Below are 24864 nucleotides of genomic sequence, written 5' to 3'. Positions count from 1 at the left end.
AGGCCCGGCCGGGCAGGGTCCACCCCGGGAGGGGGTCAGCGGGCGACCAGCTGGAGGGCGGCGGGGGCCTCCTCGACCATGGCCACGCCGATGCGGCTCACCCGGACGGAGAACGGTTCTCCGGCGACGCGAAGGCCGGTCAGTTCCAGCTCGCCGAGGGGTGCGGTGCTGGCCGCGCGGACCAGGACCCGGCCGCCCGGGACGTCGGGACGGATACCGGCGAGGGCGAAGACGGCGTGCACGGCGCCGGCCGCCGAGACCGCCGCCGGGCGGCAGGCGGCCGGATGCGGGACGGGTGGGCAGCCGGGGGCGCGCTGCTCGCCCGCGTACATCTCGGGCAGTCGCCCGTCGAAGTGGGTGGCCGCGGCGAGCAGGCCCTCCAGCAGGGTGCCGGCCTCGTTCTCGTGGCCGGCCGCGGCGAGGCCGGCGATCGCGAGTGCGGTCTCGTGCACCCGCACCGCGCCTCCGCGGTGGCCGAGCGGGTTGAAGCGCGGCGACTTGGCGCTGAGCGTGCGCAGGCCCCAGCCGCTGTCCAGCTCCGGTGCGACCAGCCGCTGGGCGAGCAGCCGGGTCTGTTCGCGGTCGAGAAGGCTCTCGTGCCGGCCGCCCTCGCCGGCCAGCCCGGTGTCGAGCAGGTGGACGAGCGAGGAGGTGACGGTCGGGAGCGGCTGGCCGCCCGGGGCGAGGCCGGCGGCGGGCCGGCCGCCGGAGAGGTCGTCGACCCAGAACCGTGCGCGGAATTGCCCGCGCAGCTCGGCGGCCCAGTCGCGCCACTCCTCGGCGCCGGGGCGGCCGAAGGCCTCCAGCAGCTCGGCGCCGTGGAGGGCGGCGCGGTGTGCCTGGGCCTGGACCTCGGCGCGGGCGGCCACCGGATGGGCGGCGCGGTCCTCCGCCGGGCGGCTCAGGTCGGTGACGAAGCCGTCGGCCAAGCCCTCGCGGAGGGCGGCGAGGGCCCGCTCGGCAGCCGGGAGCAGGTCGGCGACCTCGTTGTGGGGCAGGCCCCAGCGCCAGGCCTCGGCCAGCACCGTGACGAACAGGAGGGTGGCCTCGGTGGCGGTGCAGGTGGGCGGCAGCTCGGGACCGCCGTGCCGGAGGGCGCCGGGCAGCAGGCCCCCGATGCGGCCCGGGGCAGCGGTGAGCTGCTGACGGCGGGCCAGCGCCCGGAGGGTGCCGGCTGCGAGCCGGGTGCCGAGCGGCAGCGTCAGGCGGGCAGCCCAGAGCGCGTCGGCCGGGGCGAGGCCGAAGCGCCAGGGCGCGCCGGAGGCCGGGTAGAGGTCGGTCGGGCGGTCCGGATCGGCGAACAGCAGCCCGCCGAGGGCGTCGAGGGAGCGGGTGACCAGCATCGCGGCCCGGGCGTCGTCGCTGCGGACCTCCGGTTCGGACCAGGGCAGCGGCACGCCTGTGCCCCGTCCGCCCGGCGGGCGCGGGCCGGGGCTGGTGCTCTCCAGTTCGGCGCGCAGCTCGACCGACCAGCGGGCACCGGGCTGCACCTCCAGGTCCCAGCGCAGCACCCCGGCGCCGGCCAGGACGGCGTGCGGCGACGGCTTGGCGCCGACCACCGCGGTGTGCGCCGGACCTGCCCAGCGCAGGCCGGCCGACTGCACCTGGCCCGGCAGGTCCGGCGGGCGGTGCCCGGCGGCGATCTCGGCCACCGGGCCCAGGTCGGTGCCGAGGGCGATCTCCAGTGGCAGCCGGGCGGGACGGGTGCCGGTGTTGCGCACGATCACCGTCTCCACGCCGTCCGCGTGACGCAGCCGTTCGACGGTGAGCGCCGGGTCCGGGTCGAGGTCGCCGGGGAGGCGGACGGCGCCGAGGAAGCGGGCCTGGGCCGTGCTGGTCAGGGTGCCCTGGAGCGGCAGCGGTTCCATGCCGCCGAGGCGCAGCTCCATTCTGGCCAGCACCCGGACGCCGTTGCGGTAGAAGCCGTGCAGCCCGTGGCCGCGCAGCTGACCGTCCGGTCCGGAGGCGGCCATCGCGGGGGCGTTGACGCAGAGCACCTCGTGATGGACGGCGACGGGCTGCGGCCGCAGCGGAGCAGCGGGCCGGCCCGGCCCGCCGGGTGTGCCCGCGGGTCCGCCCGCCGGGACCTGGTCGGAACGGCCGACCGGTCGCGGCGCGCCGACCACGCTCTCGGCCGGCATGGCCTGTGGTGGCCTCATGGCGGTCACCGGGCTCTCCTCCCCTTGGCGGTCCGGTGGCCGGGTCTGGCCGGTGGGCCGCGAACATGCTCGATCGCGTGCTGATGCTGCCGGGCCGACGGGGTGTCCCGTCGGCGGGTGTGCCGTTTCCGGCCGCACCTGGCGGGTCGTGCCACGCGGTGCGCGGCACCGGGCCGGTACCGGCGCGCCACGCCCTCGTGCCGGGCACGCCGCTGTGCCAGGCCCGTCGTCAGGTCCTGCGCCCCGGCAGGCCGGTGACGCCCCCTCTCCCCGCGGCCGCCTCCCCGTGCCGGCCACTCTCGCCCTGAGTGCCAGTGCGGCACCGTTCCTCGGGCGGTCGGCGCGGCGCCGAACCGTCCGCCGGGCGGGCACAGGCCCCCCAGGGGGTGAACGCCGCACACCGGCCGCAGGTCACGCCCCGCGCGAAACCCCGGGCTCCGGCGCGCTGGCCGGGCGGGCGCTCGTACGGGCTTCGTCCAACCGCCGTCGCCGACCGCTCGCCGTTCGGGCCCGGTCCCAGGGCGAACCGCGTGGTCCGGGCGTCGGCCTGTCCCGGGCGCGCCGCGGGGCGGACGGCGACCGTCGAACCGGTGCTCGACCGCCGCCAGGATACGGTGCGGGGGTCGCGGCGCCCGCACCAGGTGACCCCTTGAACGGCGACGTGACCGCTGTGACCAGCAGAGACCGAGGAGTTGCATGTCCACCGCCAGCCGGCTGCCCGGGATTGTCACGACCGACCACGTCTTCCAGCTCCCCCTCGACCACGCCGCCCCGCAGGGCGAGCAGATCGAGGTGTACGCCCGCGAGGTGGTGGCTGCCGGCCGTGAGCGGGACGATCTGCCCTGGCTGCTCTTCCTCCAGGGCGGGCCTGGCGGCAAGGCGGCCCGCCCGCTCGGCCGGGACGCCTGGCTGGACCGCGCCCTGGACGACTACCGGGTGCTCCTGCTCGACCAGCGCGGCACCGGGCGCTCCACGCCCGCGACCCGGCAGACCCTCGCCCGGCGCGGCGGCGCCGGGGAACAGGCGGACTACCTGGCGCACTTCCGCGCGGACTCGATCGTGCGCGACGCCGAGCTGATCCGCCACCGGCTGCTCGGATGGGACCGGCGCTGGAGCGTGCTCGGCCAGAGCTTCGGCGGCTTCTGCACCCTCACCTACCTCTCGATCGCCCCCGACGGCCTGACCGAGGCCTTCATCACCGGCGGCCTGTCCGGCCTCCGCAGCTCGGCGGACGACGTCTACCGCGCCGCCTACCCACGGGTGGTCCGCAAGAACGAGGGCCACTACGCCTGGTTCCCGCAGGACGTCGAAGCGGTGCGGCGGATCGCCGCGCACCTCGCCGCCACCCCGGCAACCCTGCCCGACGGCGGCCTGCTCACCGTCGAGGCGTTCCAGGCGCTGGGGATGATGCTCGGCGGCGGCAGCGGTTCCGGCGCCCTGCACCACCTCCTGGAGGAGGCCTGGGTCGAGGGACCGGACGGGCCCGAGCTCTCCGACACGTTCCGATACGGCGTCCAGGCCAAGCTCTCCTTCGCGGAGGGCCCGCTGTACGCGGTGCTGCACGAGTCGATCTACGGCCAGCGGTCGGTGGACCAGGGCGGGACCACGTGGTCGGCCGAGCGGATCCGCGCGGAGTTCCCGGAGTTCGACGCCCGGGCGGCGCTGGAGACGGGCGCGCCGGTGCTGTTCACCGGGGAGATGATCTACCCCTGGATGTTCGACACCGACCCGGCGCTGCGCCCGCTGAAGGAGACCGCGGACCTGCTCGCCGCCCGGAGTGACTGGCCCGACCTGTACGACGCGGAGCGGCTGGCCGCCAACGAGGTGCCCGTCGTGGCGGCCGTGTACCACGACGACATGTACGTGGACACCGCCGACTCGCTGGAGACCGCCCGCGCGGTGCGCGGCCTGCGGACCTGGATCACCAACGAGTGGGAGCACGACGGCCTGCGGGTGAGCGGCGGCAAGGTGCTCGACCGCCTGATCAGGATGGCTCGCGGCGAGGTGTAGCAACGCCGCGCCCCGGGGTGGCCGAGGCGGTCGACCGAGGACGTCAGCGCGCATGGCGGGCTCCCCGGGCTGACCGCCGGGTACACCGGTGGCGCGGGGCCGCCGCCGACCCGCACGACCACGCTCGCCCCAGCCGCAGGCCGCCCGCGGACCGCTCGCCCGGCCGGCAGCCCGGCGCCGGGAGGAGGGCGACCGGCCCGGGGCCGCCCGGCTCCGGCACACCCTCGGCGGGGCTGACCGGACCGCCGTCCGCGGGCACCGTGCCTGCGGCCGAGGCCGCCCGGCGGGCGCGGCGGCGGCGCCTGGCCACCGCCGTGCCGGCCGATCCGCCGGACGCCCCACCGGGACCGGGCCCGGGGACCGGGCCGGGGCGCTCCTCGGCGGCCGGCTCGGGAGCCACCGCGGACGGCCGCGCCTCGCGCCGCTGCCGCTGGCCCTCGACGGCCGCGAGCAGCGCCTCCGGCGTCATTCCGTCGTTGAGCGACTCGTGGAGCAGATCGGCCAGCAGGTAGCACGGGTCGAGATCGAGGGCGCGGCCGAGGACGACCCGGGCCGTCGCGGTGTCCCCGGCCACCCAGGAGGCCCAGGCCAGCAGTGTGAGCGGGGCCACCGCACAGCTCTCGTACGGCGGCACGGCCCGCCGGGCGAGAAAGCGCCAGAGCCGCTCGGCGGGCGCCAGCTCGGCGGGCCGGACGAACTCGGCGCCGCGGTCCCTGGTGGACCGGTCGCGCAGGGCGAGCAGCAGCCGCGCCGTCCGGTCCTCGTCCAGCTCGCACACACCGGCCGCGAACTCGGCGAAGGCCTGGTCGAGCAGATCGATCCCCGGCTCCGGCAGCTCGGCCGCCTCAGCCCGGGCGATCGCCGCACGCTGGGCGTCCGCGCTGGGCGACCCGATCGGTGCCAGCCCCGCGATGATCGCCTTGCGACTGCCGCGCGGGGCGAGACCCGCGAAGGTCGCCGCCGCGGCGGCCGGCCCTGGGGCGGGGGCGCGCCGGATCGAGTTGCCCGCCGGATCGCAGCACCCCTGGCGGCGGCAGAGGAATGACCACCAGCGGCCGTCCGAGACGCACAGCGACTCCTTGACCGGCACGCTGCGGCGGGCGAACGCGGCCCGGAGGCCGTCGGCCAGCGGCCGCAGGCCGTCCAGGACCGGCGGCCCGTGCTCCGAGGCGGGATCCTGGCAGAGGTAGAGGAGCACCTGGAGCGGGCGGCTGTCGCGCCGCTCGGACAGGTCTACCAGCAGGGCGGCCGTCTCCTCCGCCGCAGCCGGCCACAGCGCGGGCGAGGCGGGGATGTCCGCCCGGATCACCCCGCCCTGGTGCAGGTCAGGGCCATGCAGTCCGACGGCGACGATGCTGTCGTCGGGGAAGAAGCCCATCAGATAGGGCAGCAACTCGGCCATGTCGGCCGGACCGCGCATGATGACCGGCCGGTGGCCGGAGGCCGGGCCGAGGGACAGGATGACAGGCTCGTTGTTCATGGCGCTGTCGTTGTTCGTGGCGTTCATGACCGGAAGAGTGCCGCACTCCGAAATCCGCACCGGTTTTTTCTTTTTTCCTGTGGATAACTCCGCCCCCGGCTTTCCCTTACCTCATTCGGCGCACGCCATCGCCACTCCCCCGGAGGATATTTGACGGCCGTTCAACAGAAGAGCGGATGACCTACACCTGCACTCCGCCTGGCCGCGCCACCTCGGCATTCGCCCCTTGTCGGCGGCACGGGGTTACATGGACGCCATGCAGCAGCCCGAGATCCACACCACCGCCACCGCCGCCGACCGAGCCGAGGTCCGGGCGCGGGCCGAGGCCGTCCTGCGCGAGCTGGCCGGGCCCGGCGCCGTCCTGCGCGACGACCAGTGGACGGCCATCGAGGCGCTGGTGGTCGACCACCGCCGCGCCCTGGTCGTGCAGCGCACCGGCTGGGGGAAGTCCGCCGTCTACTTCATCGCCACCGCTCTGCTCCGCGCCCGGGGCGCCGGGCCGACGGTGATCGTCTCGCCGCTGCTCGCCCTGATGCGCAACCAGGTCGAGTCGGCGGCCCGGGCCGGCATCCACGCCCGCACCATCAACTCGGCCAACACCGACGAGTGGGACGAGATCCAGGCCGAGGTCTCGGCCGGGAAGGTGGACATCCTGCTGGTCAGCCCGGAGCGGCTGAACAACCCCGACTTCCGCGACCAGGTGCTCCCCAAGCTCGCCGCCTCCACCGGCCTGCTGGTGGTCGACGAGGCGCACTGCATCTCCGACTGGGGCCACGACTTCCGGCCCGACTACCGCCGTCTGCGCACCATGCTCGCCGACCTCCCTTCCGGGGTCCCGGTGCTGGCCACCACCGCCACGGCCAACGCCCGGGTCACCGCCGACGTCGCCGAGCAGCTCGGCACCGGCACCACCGACGAGCACGCCCTGGTGCTGCGCGGCCCGCTCGACCGGGAGAGCCTCACCCTCGGCGTGCTCGCCCTCCCCGACCCGGCGCACCGGCTCGCCTGGCTGGCCGACCACCTCGACCGGCTGCCGGGCTCGGGCATCATCTACACCCTGACGGTGGCGGCGGCCGAGGAGGTGACGGCGTTCCTGCGCGAGCGCGGCTTCGTGGTGGCCTCCTACTCCGGCCGCACCGAGGACGCCGAGCGCCGCACCGCCGAGGCCGATCTGCTGGCGAACCGGGTCAAGGCGCTGGTCGCCACCTCCGCCCTGGGCATGGGCTTCGACAAGCCCGACCTCGGCTTCGTGGCGCACCTGGGCTCGCCCAGCTCCCCGATCGCCTATTACCAGCAGGTCGGCCGGGCCGGCCGCGGCGTCGACCGGGCCGAGGTACTGCTGCTGCCCGGTCGCGAGGACGAGGCGATCTGGCGCTACTTCGCGTCACTGGCCTTCCCCCCGGAGGAGCAGGTCCGTCGCACGATCGACGCGCTGGCCGAGGCCGGCCGGCCGCTCTCCACGGCCGCGCTGGAGCCCCGGGTGGACCTGCGCCGCACCCGGCTGGAGACCATGCTCAAGGTGCTCGACGTGGACGGCGCGGTCCGGCGGGTCAAGGGCGGTTGGACGGCCACCGGGCAGAGCTGGGAGTACGACACCGCCCGTTACGCCAAGGTCGCGGAATCCCGCGAGGCGGAGCAGCGGGCGATGCGCGAGTACGCGACGGCCACCGGCTGCCGGATGGAGTTCCTGCGGCGGCAGCTGGACGACGAGCAGGCCGCGCCGTGTGGCCGGTGCGACAACTGCGCGGGGCCGCTGCACACTCCGGAGGTCTCCGCCGCCACGCTGGAGGCCGCCCGCGCCGCGCTCGGCCGCCCCGGGGTCGGCTTCGAGCCGCGGCGGCTCTGGCCGACCGGCATGGACTCACTGGGCGTGCCGCTCAAGGGCCGGATCCCGGCCGGCGAGCAGGCCGAGACCGGTCGGGCGCTCGGCCGGTTGTCCGACATCGGGTGGGGCACCCGGCTGCGCACCCTGCTCGCCGAACAGGCCCCGGACGTCCCCGTCCCCGGCGAGGCGGTGGACGCACTGGTGACCGTGCTCGCCGACTGGGCCCGCGGCCCGGGCGGATGGGCCGGCCCCGCCACGGCGGACGGCACCCGGCTGGACCGTCCGGTCGGCGTCGTGGCCATGGCCTCCTCGACCCGCCCCCAGCTGGTCGGCAGCCTCGCCGCACGGATCGCCGAGATCGGGCGGCTGCCGCTGCTCGGGCGGATCGAGTACGCGGACGGCCGGCCCCCGCACGGGGCCCGCAGCAACAGCGCCCAGCGGCTGCACTCGGTGGCCGACGCTCTGGTCCTGCCGCCGGAGCTCGTGGAGGCGGTGGCCGCCGCGAGCGGTCCGCTGCTGTTGGTGGACGACCTGGTCGACTCGGGGTGGACGGTCACCGTCGCCGCGCGGCTGCTTCGCCGGGCCGGGGCGAGCGCGGTGCTGCCACTGGTGCTGGCCGTACAGGGCTGAGCCGCCGGACGGCGGCACTGTCGACACACGGGAATGACTTCACCCGAATGGCCTAAAGGAGGGGTCGAGCACAACAGCGGCGAACGCGTGTGACCACAGTGACAGGAGAGGCGAAGAGAGGAGTGGTGACATTGCCGAACACGGTTCATCGGCCGTTTACGCGAGCCCTGGCCGGTATGCGGGGCTGCCTGAGTGGCGCTTGTGCAGCCGTGGAATATATCCGGCAGAACGTCGGCTTTCGGGCGGCGTTCATCATTTCATCGTTGCCGCTCCGCCCTCGATACCACGAGAATTGGCGCGTACCCGAAACCCGGTCCGGTGGACCCCGCCTTCGGCGTACGCAGGTACCCGCGTGCGTGCGGGTCGGGAAGGAGGATTGTGATCAACGGTATCGGCCGAGGTCAGTCTCCCCTCGCCCGGAGTTCGGCGCCCAGACGGCTGCTGGACCTGGAGACCTGGACCGCCTCGGGGATCCCGTTGCTACGCGATCCGCGCGACTTCGTCCTGGAACTGCACCAGCGCCATCTGCCCCAGCCGGGCACGATCGTGGTCGCGGTCCTCGACGCACTGCACCAGGTGAGCGCCTCGGCCTCGTTCACGCCCTGGCCGCGCGACACCGACGGCTGGCAGCACCGGAACGCCCTGCTCGCGCACCTGCGCCGGATCACCCCGCACGACCTGCGCCGGCCCGAACCGAGCCGCACGGCTGTACTGCTGCGCTGCCGCGAGGGCGCCCCGGGTTGGAGCGAGCAGGACGGGGCCTGGATGTGGGCGCTGCGCGACGCGGCCGCCCTGCACGGGCTGCGCTGCGGCTCCTACATCGGGCTGACCCCGGCGGGCTGGCAGATCCTCGGGGACGGGCGGAGCGGGCGCCACCCGCACGCGGGTTCATGGGCGGACGGGCCGGTCCACACCGTGACGGAGCTGCCGCCTCGCTCGACCGCGGATGCACCGAGCGGCCGGCGCGCACTTCGCCAGGCGCCCGAACGGTCCTGGGCTCCGGCCCGGGTCGCCGACATCGCGCCGGCCCGGCGCACCGGCACCCGCTGAGCCTGCCGGGCCCCTGTGTGGCCCGCGCAGGCCCGGGCACCGGGGCACCAGGGCACCAGGGCACCAGGGCACCAGGGCACCAGGGCAGGGTACGACGGTCCCGGGCCCCGGGCCCGGCACCGAACGGCGCCGGGCCCGGGCAGGACGGCTGATCTCAGGCGCTCACCGGACGGCCGGACGCCGCTCCAGCGGCCCTCCCGGCGGCGGGGCCGGCGTCACCGCAGACCACGAGCAGCACGGTCGCACGGCCCAGCGCCTCCGTGTACGCCTCGGCGGCGCGGGCGGGCGGTCCGCCGTTGGCCACCAGGACGACCACCTCGCGGCGAGCCGGGCGGGTCAGCGCGGCGTCCGCGTAGAACACGTCCGCGCCCTCGACGAGTTGCGCCCAGTAGCGCTCCTCGCCGAAGGAGAGCTCGTGCTGCTGCCAGGGGTGTGCCTTGCCGACCGTCAGCACCAGGATCTCGCCCGGGTTGCGGCCCGCGTCGAGCAGCTGGTCGACCACCTCGTCGGCGCGCTCCAGCGCCTCCGCCGGGGTGGCCGCGACCCGCCGGACCTCGACCTGCGGCGCGGCAGGCACCGGGCGGCGCGGCGCGGGACCGGGCTTGGGGACCGGCCGCTGCTGCGGACCGGGCCGGTCGGCGCGCGGCGGCACCGGTCGCGGCGGCGCGGGACGCGGGCCGGGCACCGGGGCGGGCGCGGCGACGGTGGTGGATGCGTTGGGCGCGCCGCCGGTGGCAGTAGGCGTGCGAAGGGCTTGTGCGTCCGACTCTCGGGGGAAGGGAACGCCGGGGCCCGGGAGGCTCTCGTGAATCTCCGGCTCCTCGGGGAAGACAGGCATACCCGGATATCTATCAAACGCCGGTCGAACGCGCACGGCCGCCCCACCCATTGGGCAGCACAGCCTCGCCGGGCCCACCGGGACAATTACAGACGGACCGTCAGAAACCAAGTGTCAACTGTTCGTCGGCGGAGTCTTCGACTGCCTGCAGGCCAGGCCGGACCCGCTTCAGATGCCGCCACTTCGGCAGTGCGTCCAAGTACGCCCAGGAGAGCCGGTGCAGATCGGTGGGGCCGAACTCCTCCAGCGCGGCGCGGTGCACCGGGGAGGGGTAGCCCGCGTTGTCGGCGAAGCCGTACGCGGGGTGCTGCTCGCCCAGTTCGGCCATCAGCCCGTCGCGGTGGACCTTGGCGAGCACCGAGGCGGCGGAGACGCAGACGCAGGACTGGTCCCCCTTGATCACCGTGCGCACCCGCCAGGGTCCGCCGAGGTAGTCGTGCTTGCCGTCCAGGATCACCGCGTCGGGTTCGACCGGCAGCGCCTCCAGCGCGCGGACGGCAGCCAGACGCAGCGCGGCGGTCATGCCGAGCTCGTCGCACTCCTGTGGCGTGGCGTGGCCGAGCGCGTACGCGGTGACCCAGTTGGCGAGGACCGGGGCGAGCGCGCGGCGGCGCAGTTCGGTGAGCAGCTTGGAGTCGGTGAGCCCCTCCGGCGGCCTGCGCAGGCCGGTGACGGCCGCGCCGACGGTGACCGGGCCGGCCCAGGCACCGCGCCCCACCTCGTCCAGACCGACGACGATCTTGGCGCCGGCCCGGCGGAGCGAGCGTTCGACGGAGTGCGTCGGCGGGACGATGGGCATCACGGTTTCCGTTCAGCTGGGGCAGCCTCCAGCCTAGCCCGCCGCCGATATGCCCGAATCCGAGGTACCCGGAAGCCGAGAACGCGAAGTGGAGGCACCCGGCACCGGAGACACCCGGAGTCGAAAGACCGGTACCGAGACGCCCGAACCCGGGACGCCCGGAGCCGCCCCGACCCTTCACAGGGGCGACTCACGCCCGGATCAGCGGCACCAACACGTCGTCGACCATCCGGGCCGCGTAGTCGGGCGCCATGTTCTCCCGGCCGGAGATCTTCACCTGGTAGAGGAACATCGCGGGGACGACGTCCGCGACCATCGGGGTGGCGGCGTCGGCGCGGACGTCGCCGCGCTCGGCGCCACGGCGGAGGATGTCCAGGATGGTGTCCTTGGTCGGCTCGATCACCCGCTGCACGATGAAGTCCTTGAACACCTCGGCCTGTTGGTGGGAGAGCTCGCCCATCAGCGCGTGCAGGGCGCTGCCCGCGCGGGAGTTCATCGCATCCGCGAACACCTCGATGAGCTGCAGCAATTCACCACGGGCGGACCCGAGGTCTGGGATGCCGTTGGGGCGTGGGAGAGTGGAGTCCAGGGCGTCGATGACGAGTTCGACCTTGGATGCCCAGCGCCGGTAGAGCGCGGCCTTCCCGGTCCGCGCCGCAGCGGCGACACCTTCCATCGTCAGCCGCGCGTAGCCGCCGGAGGTGAGCTGGTCGAGCGTGGCCGCGAAGATCGCGTTCTCCAACTCCTTCCCTCGGCGCCGCACCGGCCGGGTCAGGACCTCGGTGGCCACACGGACCGGGCACAGGGCCGCCGACCCCGAGGCCGTCCGCGACGGCGGCGGGGCCGATCCCAGCACCTCCTCGGCCTGTCCGGCAGACCAACCGCCCGACCGATCCACCGGCCGCCCGGCAGCCTGACCGACCGACCGATCCACCGACCGGTCCAGCACCTGGCGTCGCATCGACTGATCCATTCTCACCAACCTTAAGGAACGCTTGCGTTCACAAATAGCCCAGGATATCGTCCAGCCTAGTGAACGATCCCGTTCCTTCCCAGCCTGCGCCACGTCGCAGGATCACACCGGACCCGAGGTCCACAGCACACGAAGCACATAGCCAGCAGGGGGCACGATCGTGGCTATCTCCGACACGCTCAGCAAGAACTCACCACCACGAGGGGGGAAGGACCGGGGCAAGAACATCACCCTGGCCGTCATCGCGGCCACGCAGCTCATGGTGGTGCTCGACGCGACCATCGTGAACATCGCGTTGCCGCACATCCAGAACGCGCTCAACTTCTCGACCACCGACCTGTCATGGGTCATCAACGCCTACACGCTGACCTTCGGCGGTCTGCTGCTGCTCGGCGGTCGCGCGGGTGACATCCTCGGCCGCCGCCGGGTGTTCATCGCCGGCACCCTGCTGTTCGGTCTGGCCTCACTGCTGGGCGGCTTCGCCCAGGACAGCACTCTGCTGCTGGCCGCCCGCGCTCTCCAGGGCATAGGCGGCGCGATCTGTTCCCCGACGGCCTTCGCCCTGATCGCCACCAACTTCGAGGAAGGGCCGGAACGCAACAAGGCGTTCGGCGTGTTCTCGGCGGTGGCCGGCTCGGGCGCCGCGATCGGCCTGCTGGCCGGCGGTCTGCTCACCGAGTACCTGAACTGGCGCTGGGTCTTCTTCGTCAACGTGCCGATCGCGGTGCTGATCGCGATCGCCGCGCCGCGCTACATCGCCGAGTCCGAGCGCCACGAGGGCCGCTTCGACCTGCCCGGCGCCTTCACGTCGACGCTGGGCCTGGTCGGCCTGGTCTATGGGTTCATCCGGGCCGCCAACCCCGACTACGGCTGGTCGGACACCCTCACGCTCGGCTCCTTCGCGGCCGGCGCGCTCCTGCTCGCCGCGTTCTTCGTGATCGAGAACCGGACGGACGAGCCGATCACCCCGCTGCACCTGTTCGCCGACCGCAACCGCACCGGCGGCCTCGTGATGATGCTCTGCATAGCCGCGGCCATGTTCGGCATCTTCTTCTACGTCGTGCTCTTCGTGCAGGGCCCGCTGGGCTACAGCCCGCTGAAGGCCGGCGTGTCGTTCCTGCCGATCAGCGTGTCGATCATCATCGCCGCGCAGATCGCGTCCAGCCTCCAGGCCAAGTACGGCCCGAAGCCCTTCATGGCGGGCGGCGCGCTGCTGGTCACCGCCGGCCTGAGCTGGCTGACCCAGATGAGCAAGGACAGCGGCTACGTCGACGGAGTGCTCGGCCCCACGGTGGTGTTCGGCTTCGGCATGGGTCTGATCTTCGTCCCGGTGATGCTGCTGTCCGTCGCGGGCGTCCCCGGCGAGGAGACCGGCGCCGCGTCCGGCCTGCTCAACTCGATGCAGCAGATCGGTGGTTCGCTCGGCCTGTCGATCCTGACGACGGTCTTCGCCCACTACGCCACCGCCGAGTCCAAGGTGCAGCTGCCGAAGTTCATGGCCTCGGCCACGCCGGACCAGCTGGCCCATCTGCAGGAGAAGCACGAGTTCCCGCAGGGCACCGACGCCGCCAACTCGGTCCTCACCGAGGGCATTTCGCACGGCTTCATCGTGGGCGCCGCGCTCGCGGCGGTCGCGCTGCTGGTCGCGATCTTCGCGATCAAGGCCAAGGCCGGCGACCTGCCGTCGGAGTCCTCCGGCGTCGCGATGCACTGACCTGCCCGGAAGGGCACTGACCTACCCGGGAAAGCTGACCTACCCGGGAAAGCTGACCTACCCGGGAAAGAAGCGGGCCGGCCGGGAGCAGTACGCTCCCGGCCGGCCCGGCCCCGTTCATTCACCGGCAGTCAGAACAACGTCAGGTCCAGCCCCGCCTGCTCGCAGGCGTTCCTGCCCCCGCCGCCGCTGTCGGCCAGCGGACGCGCGGCCAGGATCTCCCGGGCCCGGGCGGCAGAACGGCTGGTCGCGTACCAGGGCTCGGAGTGGCGCTCCAGGTCGGTGCGGATCAGCTGGAGCGCGCACGTCCGTTGGACGTCCGGCAGCCGGTCCAGGGCGGGGACGGCGTCCGGCGAGAGGTCACGGACGTTGCGCAGGTCGATCCGGTGCGTGCGCTCGAAGCGGGCGACGTTCTGCTCGGCGATCATCGCGTCCGGCCCCATCAGCCCGTACACCGCCGCGGTGAGCGCGGCGCTGAGCACCACGACACGCGGCAGCCAGCCGGCAGTGGGGGTCAGCCCGGCGGTGATCAGTAGGGCGAACACGACGCCGAGCCAGATCTCGACGACGAGCACCCAGAGCCGCAGCCGGGTGAGCCCGGAGGCGTCCACGTAGAACCACATCCGGACGAGCGCCGAGACGACCACGACCAGGGCGAGCACGCAGAGCGTGCCGAGCAGGATTCGCGCCACGCGGCGGTCGGCGGGGGTGGCGCGCGGGGCCCAGCGCTTGGCGACCGCCACCACGACCAGGGTCAGCACCGTGATCACGGACAGCTGCCAGAAGCCCTGCCGGGCGTACTCGGAGCGGCTCATCCCGGTGTTCCGCAGGACGGCGTCCGCGCCACCGAGCACCACGACGGCCTGGATCACCGCGAAGGCGCCGAACATCAGGTCGAGCGCGACCAGCGGCAGCGCCCACTCCAGCCGGCCGCGGGCCCGGCCGGGCCGGACGACCGTACGGTCCCAGCGGCGCGGGCCGGCGGCGACGTGCGCGAAGCCGAGCGCGGTGAGCAGCCCGACCGCGAAGAGGATGGCGCGCACCGGAAGCCGGTCGAGGTCCACGCGGGGGCTCAGGCTGTTCAGGACGTCCGCCATGGCGGCGTCGGCGCTGGCGAACAGCCAGCCGAACACGGTCAGCAGGACGGCGGCGACCGCGACCGCCCTGAGCACCGGCACGATCCGGCCCCGGCCGGGCAGGCTGCGCCCGTGCAGGCCGTCCAGGGCCCAGAGCACACCCGGCCCGAGCTGCCAGAGGATGCCCGGCAGGGCGAGCAGGACGCCGGGCCAGCGGCGGCCCCCGTGCAGGGCGAGCGAGGCCAGGGCCAGCGCCCAGGCCGTTGAGAGCACCACCGGCCAGCCCGCCTCCCACAGGGCCGGTACGGCGAGCAGGGCCAGCGCGAGCGCGCTCCACAGGACTGGCCAGGGCCGGATCCGGCGGCCCGCCGCGCGGGCGGCGAGACCGGCCGCGAAGGCCGCGGTAGCCCCGCAGATGAGCAGGTTGACGCCGACGCCGTCGCCCAGCAGCCAGGCCGTCAGGAGTCCGGCGAGCAGCGCCGCGAGGACGATCCGGGGGGTGGCGCCGGCCTTGCCGTCGGGATCGCTGGGCCGCAGCCACGAGAAGGGCGAGGGCGAGGGTACGCCCTGTGTCCGGTACGGGCCGGGTACGGATGGCGGATCGGCCGGGGCGGAGCTGGACAGGCCGGACATGAGTCCCCCTCTGTGGTCGGTGGGCATGCGGAAGCCGCCCTTGGGGCAGTCCGCCGGCAAGCGCGGGGCGCTGCGACTGCAACCGACTGTAGACCATTCTGAACCTGTTCAAAACTTTGTTCTGAACAGGTTCAGTTCCTGGTCACTGTGCTCTGTGCTGCTCTGTGCCGCCCCCGGCGCCGTCAGCCCTTCACCGACCCGGCCAGCAGCCCCCGCACGAAGTACCGCTGCAGGCTGAAGAAGACGATCAGCGGGACGACGATCGACAGGAACGCCCCCGCCGTGAGCAGCTCCCAGCGCCCGCCGAACGACCCGGCCAGCTGCGCCAGCCGGACCGTCATCGGCGCCACCTCGGGCGTGCCGCCGGCGAAGGTCAGCGCCACCAGCAGGTCGTTCCAGACCCACAGGAACTGGAAGATCGCGAACGACGCCAGCGCCGGGGTGCACAGCGGCAGCACGATCGAACGGAAGATCTTGAAGTGCGAGGCGCCGTCCACCACCGCCGCCTCCATCAGGTCGCGCGGCAGCTGGGCGATGAAGTTGTGCAGCAGGAACACCGCCAGCGGCAGCGCGAACATCGTGTGCGCCAGCCAGACCGGCGCGTAGCTGCCCTTCAGGTCCACCGGCGGGATCAGCGTCAACGAGCCCAGGTGCGCGCCGCCGGAGAACAGCCGCAGCAGCGGGATCAGCGCCATCTGGATCGGCACCACCTGGAGCGCGAACACCACGAAGAACACCGTGTCGCTGCCCCGGAACTTCACCCAGGCCAGCCCGTACGCCGCCATCGCCGCCAGCACCAGCGGGAACAGGGTCGCGGGGATGCTGATCGCCAGCGAGTTGACCAGGAACGGCATCAGGCCGGTGGAGACGCCGGAGCCGCCCTCGAACAGCACCGTGTGGTAGTTGCCGAGGCCGAGGTCCGGGTGCAGGAAGGCGTTCCACCAGCCGTCCGCCGTCACGTCCTGCTTGGGCCGCAGCGACGTCACCAGCAGGCCCAGGGTCGGGATCGTCCACAGCACGGTCACCGCGATCACGAAGACCGAGGCGAGCGGGCTGCTGAACGCCTTCCGGACGGGGTTGCCCTGGCGCGCGCTCCCGGTGGTCGGCACGCTCATCGGACCCCACGCTCCTTCCGCAGCTGGACGATGTTGTAGGCCACCAGCGGCAGCACCGCGAGGAAGAGGATCACCGCGAGCGCGCCGCCCCGCCCGGTGTTGAACTGCACGAAGGACTGCGAGTACATCTCGTTGGCCAGCACCTGCGTGCCGAAGTTGCCGCCGGTCATGGTGCGGACGATGTCGAAGGCCTTCAGCGTGGTGATCATGACGGTGGTCAGCACCACCACCACCGTCGTGCGGATCATCGGCACGGTGACGTACCAGAACAGCCGCACCCCGCCGGCGCCGTCCAGCCGGGCCGCCTCGGTCACCTCGTCCGGGATCGCCTTGATCGCCGCCGACAGCACCACCATCGCGAAGCCCGTCTGCACCCAGACCATGACCGCCATCAGCAGGAAGGTGTTCAGCGGCTGGGAGAGCATCCAGTTCGGCGGATCGTCCCAGCCCAGCGCGACGGCCAGCTGGCTGAGCAGGCCGATCTGCGACTGGCCCGGCCCGCGCGACTCGTAGACGAACTTGAAGATGATCGAGGCGCCGACCAGCGAGATCGCCATCGGCATGAAGATCAGTGACTTGTACACCGCCTGGCCGCGCATCCGGTCCACCAGCAGCGCCAGCACCAGGCCCAGGCCGGTGGCCGCCAGCGGCGCGATCACCAGCCAGAGCAGCGTGTTGACCAGCACCTCCTGCACCGATTCGGTGGTGAAGGCCCAGCCGTAGTTCTCGCCGCCGACGAAGCGGGTGCCGTCGTCGTTCCGCAGGCTCAGATAGACGGTGCGCAGCAGCGGCACGACCAGGCCGACCAGGAGCAGCAGCACGGCCGGGCCGAGGAACACGGCGATGGCGAGCGGGCGGGCCAGGCGGCCCCGGGCGCGGCCGGCCACGAAGAAGACCAGCAGCAGGATGGCGAGGAAGCCCGCGACGGCCCCGAAGCTATTGCCGAACTTGATCACCGCGTCGCCCCACGCGCCGCCGGCGAGCGCGGCGGCCGAAGACGGGGTGTCGGGTACGGACATGGCTGTGCGTCCCTCCTGGTGGCGGTGGGAAGGGGGCGGGCGGTGCGGGTGGGTGGCCCCGCACCGCCCTCGACAGGTGGCCCTGGTGGCGCCTGGTCGGCCCGGCGGCTACCGCGGTTACAGCAGCCGGGGCGGCTACTGCGGCCAGGCGGCGTCGATGTCGGCGGCGGTCTTCTGGATCGACTGGCCCTCGGCGAACCAGGCGGTCAGCGACTTCCACTCCTGCCCGGAGCCGACCGCGGCCGGCATCATGTCGGAGGCGTCGAAGCGGAAGGTCGCGCCCGGGTCGGTCAGCGCGTCCGCCGACAGCCTGTCGATCGGGTCCGTGTACAGGCTCTTGTCCACGCCCTGGTTGGCCGAGACCCAGCCGGTCGCGGTCCTCACCCGGCTGCTCGCCCACTCCGAGCTGGAGAGGTAGTTCTGCACCGCCTGCACCTCGGGCCGGCTCGCGAACGCGGTCAGGAACTCGCCGCCGCCCTCGACCGGGCTGGGGATGGCCGGGTTCACCGCGGGCAGGTGGAAGGCGAAGATGTCGCCGTCCGGGCCGATCCTGGTGTCCTTGGGCCACTGCGCCTTGTAGAAGGACGCCTGCTGGAGCATGAGGCACTTGCCGGTGAGGAGCGGCGCGCCGGCGTCCTGGAAGGTGGTGGTGGCGATCGACTTGACGTCGCCGTAACCGCCGTTCACCCAGGCCGGGTTCTGCATCCAGTCGGCGACGGTCCTCATCGCCGTGGTGATCTTCTCGTCGGAGAACTTCACCCGGTGGCCGACCCACTGGTCGTACACCTCGCCGCCGTACGTGCCCAGCACCACCTCCTCCAGCCAGTCGGTGGCCGGCCAGCCGGTGGCCGTACCGGAGGCGATGCCGCCGCACCACGGCTTGGCGGCGCCCGCCCTGGCGATCCGCTCGCTGAGCGCCATCAGGTCGGCCCAGGTCTTCGGCACCTCGTAGCCGGCCGCCTTGAAGGACTTCGGCGAGTACCAGACCAGCGACTTCATGTTGGCGCTCATCGGGGCCGCGTAGAAGGTGCCGTTGACCGAGCCGTAGGTCTTCCAGACCGGGCTCCACCGGTCCTGGTTGGCGACCGTCCCGGCCGGCGGCTTCACGACCTTGCCGCTCTTCACCATCTGCGCCAGCAGGCCCGGCTGCGGGATGATCGCGAAATCCGGGGTGTTGCCGCCGGCCACCCGGACCGGCAGCTGCGACTCGAAGTCGTTCGAGCCCTCGTAGCTGATCCTGATGCCGGTGCACCTGCTGAACTCCGCCCAGGACTTCTCCAGGTTGTCCGACTCCGGGCTCAGGATCGAGGCGAACATCGTCACCGTGGTTCCCGAATGTCCGGCGTACGGCTGGTACTTGGCGCAGTCACCGGACAGCGACTGACCTCCGCCGCCCCCGCCGTCGCCCGAACCGCCGGAGCTGTTCGAGCAGGCCGCGGTCAGCGCCAGCGCCGCCAGCAGCGCGGGCACGGCGATCAGGCGGCGGCGGGAACTTCTGGACGACACGGTTGGGTTGAGGGTCAATGTGGTCCTCCTCGCCATGGCGTACTGCCGGGCTGTGGACTGAACGACATTGCGCTGTGCCGGAGATGGACTGTCATCGGGCATGGACGGCGGGCCGATCCGACGACGGTAACCCAGCCGCCGGTCGCCGCCAAGGTCCCCGTTCGACCTTCATCGGCCAGTGTCCTGGCCGTAACCCCCGCACACCCGGAATGTCCACCGAGCACGCCACCGGCCCCCGCCCGACGCGAACAGGGGCCAGCGAATTGACCGACCGTCAGTAGAGCCGGACCGGCAGCTCCCGCAGACTGTTGACCACCAGGGACGGGCTCGGCCGCAGCTCCGAGTCCGGCACCGCCAGCGACAGCCCCGGGAACCGCTCGAACAGCGCCGGCAGCGCGATCCCCGCCTCCAGCCGGGCCAGCGGCGACCCCGGGCAGACGTGCGGGCCGTGCCCGAAGGACAGGTGGCGGGTCGGGTCCCGGGTGATGTCGAACAGTTCCGCCGTGACCCCGTGCTGCGCCGGGTCCCGCCCGATCGCGTTGTAAGAGATCAGCACCGGCTCGCCCCTGGGGATCACCGTGTCGCCGACCGGGATGTCCTCCGCGGCGAAACGGAACAGGAAGTTGCTGGTCGGCGGGGTCCAGCGGAGCGACTCCTCCACCACCGCGTCCCAGGACACCTTCCCCGACCGCACCAGCTGCAACTGGTCCGGGTGGGCCAGCAGCGCCCGGACGGCGTTGCCGATCAGGTTCACCGTGGTCTCGTGCCCCGCCGCGATGATCACCCGCAGGGTGGCCCCGGCCTCCGCGTCGGTCAGCGCCCCGCCCTCGGTGTCGGCCGCCAGCAGCACGCTCGCCAGATCCTCACCGGGCGCCGAACGGCGCTGCGCCACCAGGTCGTTGACGAGGGTGTTCAGGCCGGCGATGGTCGCCTGGATGCCCGCCGGGTCGGGCTTGATGCCGAAGAACCGCTCGTACAGGTCGCGCAGCACGTCGTGGTCCGACTCCGGCACGCCCAGCAGGGAGCAGATCACCGTCATCGGCAGCGGGAAGGCGAACGCCGTCTTCAGGTCCACCACCGGCTCGCCCGCGGCCAGCGCGTCCAGCAGCCGGTGGGTGATCTCCTCGACGCGCGGGCGCATCAGCTCGACCCGGCGCGGGGTGAACGCCTGCGCCACCAGGGCGCGCAGCCGGCGGTGCTCGGCGCCGTCCGTGGTCACCATGCTCGGGCCGGGCACCGCCAGGCCGATCAGCGGCCAGGTCTTCGGGATCTCCCCGCGCCGGTAGGCCGCCCAGTGCGCGGGGTCCTTCACCAGCCGCGCGTCGGTGAGCAGATCGCGCGCGGCCGCGTGCCGGGTCACCGCCCACGCCGCGACCCCGCCGGGCAGCTCCACCGGCACCGCCGGGCCGGCGGCGCGCAGCAGGGCGCCCTCGGCGGCGTTGTCGCGGGCCAGCGGGTCGAGGGCGATCGGGGCCGGAGCAGCGGTCATCGGCAACTCTCCTTCGTGCGGCGGGATCCGGGGACGTCAGGCCGACAGGCCCGGGGTGAACGAGACGGGCAACGCCACCAGCCCGCGCACCCAGGCCGACGGCCGCCACACCAGCGCGTGCTCGGCCACCGCGAGCCGCAGGTCCGGCAGGCGGTCCAGCAGCACCTCGATCGCGGTGGTGGCGATCACCTCAGCCGCCTCCTGGGCGGGGAACGGGCAGCCGTGCTCGCCGTACGAGTAGCTCATGTGCGCCCGGTTGCCCTCGGCCGGACGGCCGTCCGGGCGGCGCACCAGCGGGTCACCGTTCGCCCCGGCGAAGCCCAGCAGGACCATGTCCCCGGCGGCGATCCGCTGGCCGCCGAGCTGGGTGTCCCGGGTGGCCCAGCGGCCGGCGAAGATCTGGACCGGAGTGTCCTCCCAGAGCGCCTCGTTGAGCGCCTGGCCGACACTGCGCCGGCCCCCGGCGAGCGAGGCGGAGAACCGCTCGTCGGTGAGCATCAGCCGCAGCGCGTTGGAGATCCAGTACGAGCACGGCTGGTGGCCGGAGATCAGCAGCACCCGCAGGTCGCGCATGATCTCGTCGTGGTCGAGACCCGCCGGGTGGGCCAGCATCCGCGAGGCCACGTCCTCGCCCGGGTACTCGGCCTTCGACCGGACCACGTCGAGCATCAGCTCCAGCAGCCGCTGGGCCGAGGCCGGCGCGCCCGGGCCGCCGTCCAGCATGCTGAGCACCGCGTCGACCAGCTCCGGCGCCCGCTCCTCGTCCAGACCGAGCACCCGGCAGAGCACCAGCAGCGGCATCAGGTGGGCGTACTCGGCCACCAGATCGGCCTCGCCGCGCCCGGCGAACCCGTCGATCAGCCGGTCGGCGATCTCCTCGCCGTGCTTGCGCAGCTCGTACGGGTCGATGCCGGCCAGCGCGTCGGTGACCGCCCGGGAACGGCGGACGTGCTCCTCGCCCTCGGTGTACAGCATCGACGGCACGGGGGCCATCATCGGCTTCAGCGGCCAGTCGGCGGGCACGGAGTCCCACAGGCGCCAGCGGCTGGAGTCGCGGCCGAACAGCTGCGGCTGGCCGGTCACGAGCTGGAGTTCGCGGTAGCCGATGACCAGCCAGGCGGGGACGCCGCCGGCCAGCTCGACCGGCGCGACCGGGCCGTGGGCGGCGCGCAGCTCGCGGTAGAGCTGGGCCGGGTCGGTCTGGAAGCGCGGCCCGTACAGCGGAGTGGCGGCGGCGTGCGCCGGGCAGCCCGGGGGCGGGGTGACGGCGGGCTCGGTCACGGGGTGCTCTCCTCGTACTCCAGGGTCACGGGGGCCTGCGGCGCCTCGGGGGCCGTTCGGGCCTCGGGGAGGGCGGCGGCTTCGGCCTCCGCGAGGGCGGTCAGGTGCCGGACCAGCTCGATCAGCACCCGCTTGCCGGACTCCCGGTCCCGGGCGTCGCAGTCCACCAGCGGCACCTCGGCGGACAGGTCGAGGGCCTCGCGGACCTGGTCCAGCGTGTGCGTCGGCTCGCCGAAGTTGTTGCGGGCCACGATGAACGGGGTGCCGTGGTGCTCCAGCCGGTCGATGGCGTACCAGGAGTCCTCCAGCCGGCGGGTGTCCACCAGGACGACCGCGCCGAGCGCGCCGCTGAACAGGCGGTCCCAGAGGAACCAGAAACGTTCCTGACCGGGCGCGCCGAACAGGTACAGCACCTGGCTTTCGGAGAGCGTGATGCGACCGAAGTCGAACGCGACCGTGGTGGAGCGCTTGCCCCAGGCGCCGGCCGGGTCGATGCCCTCCCCCGCCTTGGTCATGACCTCCTCGGTGTTCAGCGGACGGATCTCGCTCACCGAGCCGACCAGGGTGGTCTTGCCCACCCCGAAGCCGCCGACCACGACGATCTTCAGCGCGTTGTCGGCGGTCGCCCGCAGCGGGGTGCGCCCGGCGGCGGGCGGGAGATCAGAGCCGTTGGAGGCCATGCAGCACCTGCTTCAGCGTGTCGAGATCGGGCAACCGGGCCTTGGTCGGCGCGAACCGGGGGTGGCGGGCGGTGATCGCCCCGGTCTCCAGCAGATCGCCGAGCAGGATCTTCACCACCGAGACCGGCAGCGCCAGTTCCGCGGCGACCTCCACGACGGCGGTCGGGGCTTCGCACATCCGCAGGATGCGGACGTGCTCCGACTGCATGCCCGGCGCCGGCTCCCGCTCGGCGACGAGCAGGGTGACCAGGTCGAAGGCGTTCTCCGGGGAGCGGCTGCGGCCCCGGGTGATCGTGTAGAGGCGGTCCGGGTCGTCGTCCCGACCCGGCAGGACCGGCCCGGCGTTCATGCCCGGGCGCTCTCTTGCGGCGACGCGTCCGTGTCCTCGGCCTCACCTCGGGCCGGAGCACTGAGGTGGACGCCGATCTGCTCGATCAGGCCGTGCATGTTGTGGCCGACCACGCCGACGTCCGCGTCGTCGTCCGTCACCACGGCCAGGTGCGCGCCCTCGCCGGCCGCCACGATGCACAGGATGCCGCCGTGGAACTCGGTCATCGACTGCCGGACGCCACCGCTGCCGTCGCCAAACTCGATCGAGGCTCCGTGCGCCAGGCTCTGCAGGCCGGAGGCGATGGCGGCCAGCTGGTCGGCCTGGTCGGTGCCGAGGCCGGCGGTGTGGCAGAGCTTGAGGCCGTCGGCGGAGAGCACCAGGGCGTGCCGGGTGCCGGGGGTGGCGGCCAGCAGGTTCTCCAACAGCCAGTCGAGGTCACGGTCGGTGGCGCTGCTCATCGGGAGTCCTTCTCGGTGACGGGGGAAGCGTCGGGTGTGGTGTCGGTGTCCGTGGTCGGGGCGGGTTCCGCGGAGGTTGCTGCCTGCTGGGCGGCCCGGCGGAAGGCGCCGAAGCGGGCTGCGGCGGTGCTCGGCGAGTCGGAGCGGACGGGCTTCGCGGTCGGCACCGCCGCCGGGGTGGCGGCGGTGAGCGTCTGCCCGCGGCGGCGCTGCGGCAGGCCGCTGTCGGTGACCCGGGCGGACGCGGGGACTGGGGCTGGGGCGGGGACAAAGGGCGCGGCCGGTGCCGGGACCGCCGGGGCGGAGGGCGCGGACGGCAGCGGGGCGGGCGCCGGGCGTGCGGAGGTGAGCGCGGGGCGCGCCGTCTCCGCAACGGGCGTCTCAACCGGGGTCGGCGCCGGAGTGGCGTGCGTGATCAGCTGCTGCGGAATCAGCATCACCACCCCCGTGCCCCCGCGCGCCGACGGCCGGAACGAGATCTGCAGCCCGTGCTTGCGCGCCAGCACGCCGACCACCGCGAGGCCCAGCCGCGTCCCGGCCGAGAGCGTGGTGAGGTCCAGGGGCTCGGCGGAGACGGCCCGTTCGGCCCGGCGCAGCCAACTGTCGCCCAGCCCCAGCCCGCTGTCCTCGACGGTGATCGCCAGCCCGGCCGACACCTCCTCGACGTAGACGTGCACCTCGGCCGGCGGGGCGGAGAAGTTGGTGGCGTTGTCCAGCAGTTCGGCCAGCGCGTGCATCACGCCCTCGGCGGCGAACCCGGCGACCGCCGCCGTGCTCGCGTTGTGCAACCGCACCCGCTGGTAGGCGCCGATCCGGCCGAGCGCACCGCGCAGCACCGACTCCACCGCGATCGGTTTGGCCCAGCGACGGCCCGACCGGGCGCCGGTGAGCACCGCGATGCTGTCGGCCATCCGGCCCGCCTGGGCGGTCGAGTGGTCCAGCCGCAGCAGGTCGCCGAGGACCTCCTCGTCGTCCCGGTGCTGCATCTCGCGCAGCTCGGCGTGCATGCTCGTGGCCAGCGCCTGTACGCGCCCGGCGGCGGTCGCGCACACCGCGAGCGCGGCGGCCCGCAGCCGTTCGCCCCGGCCGACCTCCTCCGCGACGGCGCGCAGCAGCGCGCGCTGGGGGTGCGTACGGTGGGCGGCCAGCGCGCTGTCCACGGTGGCGCCGCCGCGCAGCTTCTTCACCACCTCGGGCAGGACGTCGTCGGCGAGCCGGTCCAGCTCGGCGCGCCCGGCCTCGACCGCCGCCCGGACGGCCGCGGACTCGGCCCGCTCGTCGTCGAGCTCGGCGCGCAGCCGGGCCAGCTCGGCCTGCGCCGCGTCCCGCTCGGTCTCGGCGGCGGCGGCGCGCTTCTTGGCCGCCGTCTCGGCCTGTCGCGCGGCGCCGGCCACGACCAGCGCCATCGTCGACTCCTCCTGCTTCGCGGCGAGGTCCTCGGCCAGCCGGCGGGAGCGCTCGGTGCCGCCCGCCGCGAGGCCGACCGCGATCAGCCAGAGGACGGTGACCGCGCCGACGGCGACGGCGGTCATCGGCTGGCGTGCGTCCAGCGCCCGGCTGATCCCGACCGGGGCGGCGGCCACCGCCAGCAGGACGGCCGCGGCCGTCAGGGCGCCGGTGCGCAGCGCGGGCCGTCGGCGCTGACCGCCGTCGGGGCTGGTGGCTTCTCTCATCGGTGCGGTCCTCGACAACGGCGGGCGGCGGCCGACGGCGGTGGAAGCCGCCGACGGTGGTTCGGTCACATACGGGACCGCCCGGCGACGTCGTGAAACGTCTCCGGGCGGCTGAACGGTTCACG

19 protein-coding genes are annotated in these 24864 nt (G+C 73.7%); 4 read left to right on the top strand and 15 right to left on the bottom strand.

Annotated elements, in window-relative coordinates; genetic code table 11:
• Positions 1-35: 35 nt before the first annotated feature.
• The gene (locus tag F7Q99_RS18905) at positions 36-2159 is read right to left on the bottom strand and encodes an amylo-alpha-1,6-glucosidase (RefSeq protein WP_230210743.1); all 2124 of its coding nucleotides are present in this window, start codon (positions 2157-2159) and stop codon (positions 36-38) included.
• Between the two features lie 696 nt (positions 2160-2855).
• Here F7Q99_RS18905 and F7Q99_RS18900 point away from each other — a divergent pair.
• Complete coding sequence (locus F7Q99_RS18900; RefSeq protein WP_153462984.1) at positions 2856-4169, top strand: alpha/beta fold hydrolase; 1314 nt, start codon at positions 2856-2858, stop codon at positions 4167-4169.
• Between the two features lie 43 nt (positions 4170-4212).
• Here the strand turns inward: F7Q99_RS18900 and F7Q99_RS18895 are convergent, their stop codons facing one another.
• On the bottom strand, positions 4213-5676 hold the full coding sequence (locus tag F7Q99_RS18895) for a DUF4192 domain-containing protein (protein ID WP_153462982.1): 1464 nt from the start codon (positions 5674-5676) through the stop codon (positions 4213-4215).
• A 229-nt stretch (positions 5677-5905) separates the two neighbouring features.
• Between F7Q99_RS18895 and F7Q99_RS18890 the strand changes: the two genes are divergently transcribed.
• A complete protein-coding gene (locus F7Q99_RS18890; RefSeq protein ID WP_153462980.1) occupies positions 5906-8104 on the top strand; it encodes a RecQ family ATP-dependent DNA helicase in 2199 nt (732 codons plus the stop codon).
• A gap of 378 nt (positions 8105-8482) precedes the next feature.
• Positions 8483-9154, top strand: a complete 672-nt coding sequence (locus F7Q99_RS18885; protein ID WP_326846852.1) for a hypothetical protein — start codon at positions 8483-8485, stop codon at positions 9152-9154.
• A gap of 154 nt (positions 9155-9308) precedes the next feature.
• Here F7Q99_RS18885 and F7Q99_RS18880 read toward each other — a convergent pair whose 3' ends face one another.
• The 3 genes from F7Q99_RS18880 to F7Q99_RS18870 all read right to left on the bottom strand — a co-directional run bounded on the left by F7Q99_RS18880 (position 9309) and on the right by F7Q99_RS18870 (position 11581).
• Positions 9309-9992, bottom strand: coding sequence for a hypothetical protein (locus tag F7Q99_RS18880; protein ID WP_153462978.1), 684 nt, complete (start codon positions 9990-9992; stop codon positions 9309-9311).
• Positions 9993-10092: 100 nt separating this feature from the next.
• Positions 10093-10791, bottom strand: coding sequence for a ribonuclease HII (locus F7Q99_RS18875; RefSeq protein WP_153462976.1), 699 nt, complete (start codon positions 10789-10791; stop codon positions 10093-10095).
• 190 nt (positions 10792-10981) lie between these two features.
• The gene (locus F7Q99_RS18870; protein ID WP_326846851.1) at positions 10982-11581 is read right to left on the bottom strand and encodes a TetR-like C-terminal domain-containing protein; all 600 of its coding nucleotides are present in this window, start codon (positions 11579-11581) and stop codon (positions 10982-10984) included.
• A gap of 343 nt (positions 11582-11924) precedes the next feature.
• On the opposite strand from F7Q99_RS18870, the gene F7Q99_RS18865 reads away from it, so the two are divergent.
• On the top strand, positions 11925-13478 hold the full coding sequence (locus tag F7Q99_RS18865; protein WP_407697802.1) for an MFS transporter: 1554 nt from the start codon (positions 11925-11927) through the stop codon (positions 13476-13478).
• Positions 13479-13609: 131 nt separating this feature from the next.
• Here F7Q99_RS18865 and F7Q99_RS18860 read toward each other — a convergent pair whose 3' ends face one another.
• From F7Q99_RS18860 to F7Q99_RS18815, 10 genes are all read right to left on the bottom strand, one after another.
• Positions 13610-15187 (bottom strand): DUF4153 domain-containing protein, encoded by a 1578-nt coding sequence (locus F7Q99_RS18860; protein WP_153462974.1) that lies wholly within the window; start codon positions 15185-15187, stop codon positions 13610-13612.
• A gap of 182 nt (positions 15188-15369) precedes the next feature.
• Positions 15370-16302, bottom strand: a complete 933-nt coding sequence (locus tag F7Q99_RS18855) for a carbohydrate ABC transporter permease (RefSeq protein WP_153462972.1) — start codon at positions 16300-16302, stop codon at positions 15370-15372.
• Positions 16299-17321 (bottom strand): carbohydrate ABC transporter permease, encoded by a 1023-nt coding sequence (locus tag F7Q99_RS18850; RefSeq protein WP_153462970.1) that lies wholly within the window; start codon positions 17319-17321, stop codon positions 16299-16301. Before F7Q99_RS18850 ends, F7Q99_RS18855 begins: the two co-directional genes overlap by 4 nt.
• Positions 17322-17456: 135 nt before the next feature.
• A complete protein-coding gene (locus F7Q99_RS18845) occupies positions 17457-18845 on the bottom strand; it encodes an ABC transporter substrate-binding protein (RefSeq protein WP_230210258.1) in 1389 nt (462 codons plus the stop codon).
• Between the two features lie 256 nt (positions 18846-19101).
• Positions 19102-20316 (bottom strand): cytochrome P450 family protein, encoded by a 1215-nt coding sequence (locus F7Q99_RS18840; RefSeq protein ID WP_153462966.1) that lies wholly within the window; start codon positions 20314-20316, stop codon positions 19102-19104.
• A 36-nt stretch (positions 20317-20352) separates the two neighbouring features.
• On the bottom strand, positions 20353-21597 hold the full coding sequence (locus tag F7Q99_RS18835) for a cytochrome P450 (protein WP_326846850.1): 1245 nt from the start codon (positions 21595-21597) through the stop codon (positions 20353-20355).
• Complete coding sequence (locus F7Q99_RS18830) at positions 21594-22277, bottom strand: GTP-binding protein (protein WP_153462964.1); 684 nt, start codon at positions 22275-22277, stop codon at positions 21594-21596. Before F7Q99_RS18830 ends, F7Q99_RS18835 begins: the two co-directional genes overlap by 4 nt.
• Positions 22258-22626: a DUF742 domain-containing protein gene (locus F7Q99_RS18825; RefSeq protein WP_153462962.1), complete on the bottom strand. Its 369-nt coding sequence runs from the start codon at positions 22624-22626 to the stop codon at positions 22258-22260. Before F7Q99_RS18825 ends, F7Q99_RS18830 begins: the two co-directional genes overlap by 20 nt.
• Complete coding sequence (locus F7Q99_RS18820; protein WP_153462960.1) at positions 22623-23066, bottom strand: roadblock/LC7 domain-containing protein; 444 nt, start codon at positions 23064-23066, stop codon at positions 22623-22625. The genes F7Q99_RS18825 and F7Q99_RS18820 overlap by 4 nt, the downstream gene beginning before the upstream one ends.
• Entirely contained in the window at positions 23063-24739 is a 1677-nt protein-coding gene (locus F7Q99_RS18815; protein WP_230210257.1) for an ATP-binding protein, read from the bottom strand. The genes F7Q99_RS18820 and F7Q99_RS18815 overlap by 4 nt, the downstream gene beginning before the upstream one ends.
• Positions 24740-24864 lie beyond the last annotated feature (125 nt).

Origin of the sequence: Streptomyces kaniharaensis (assembly GCF_009569385.1) — a bacterium.
Classification (GTDB): domain Bacteria; phylum Actinomycetota; class Actinomycetes; order Streptomycetales; family Streptomycetaceae; genus Kitasatospora; species Kitasatospora kaniharaensis.
This window is presented reverse-complemented; position numbering and strand designations above follow the sequence as displayed.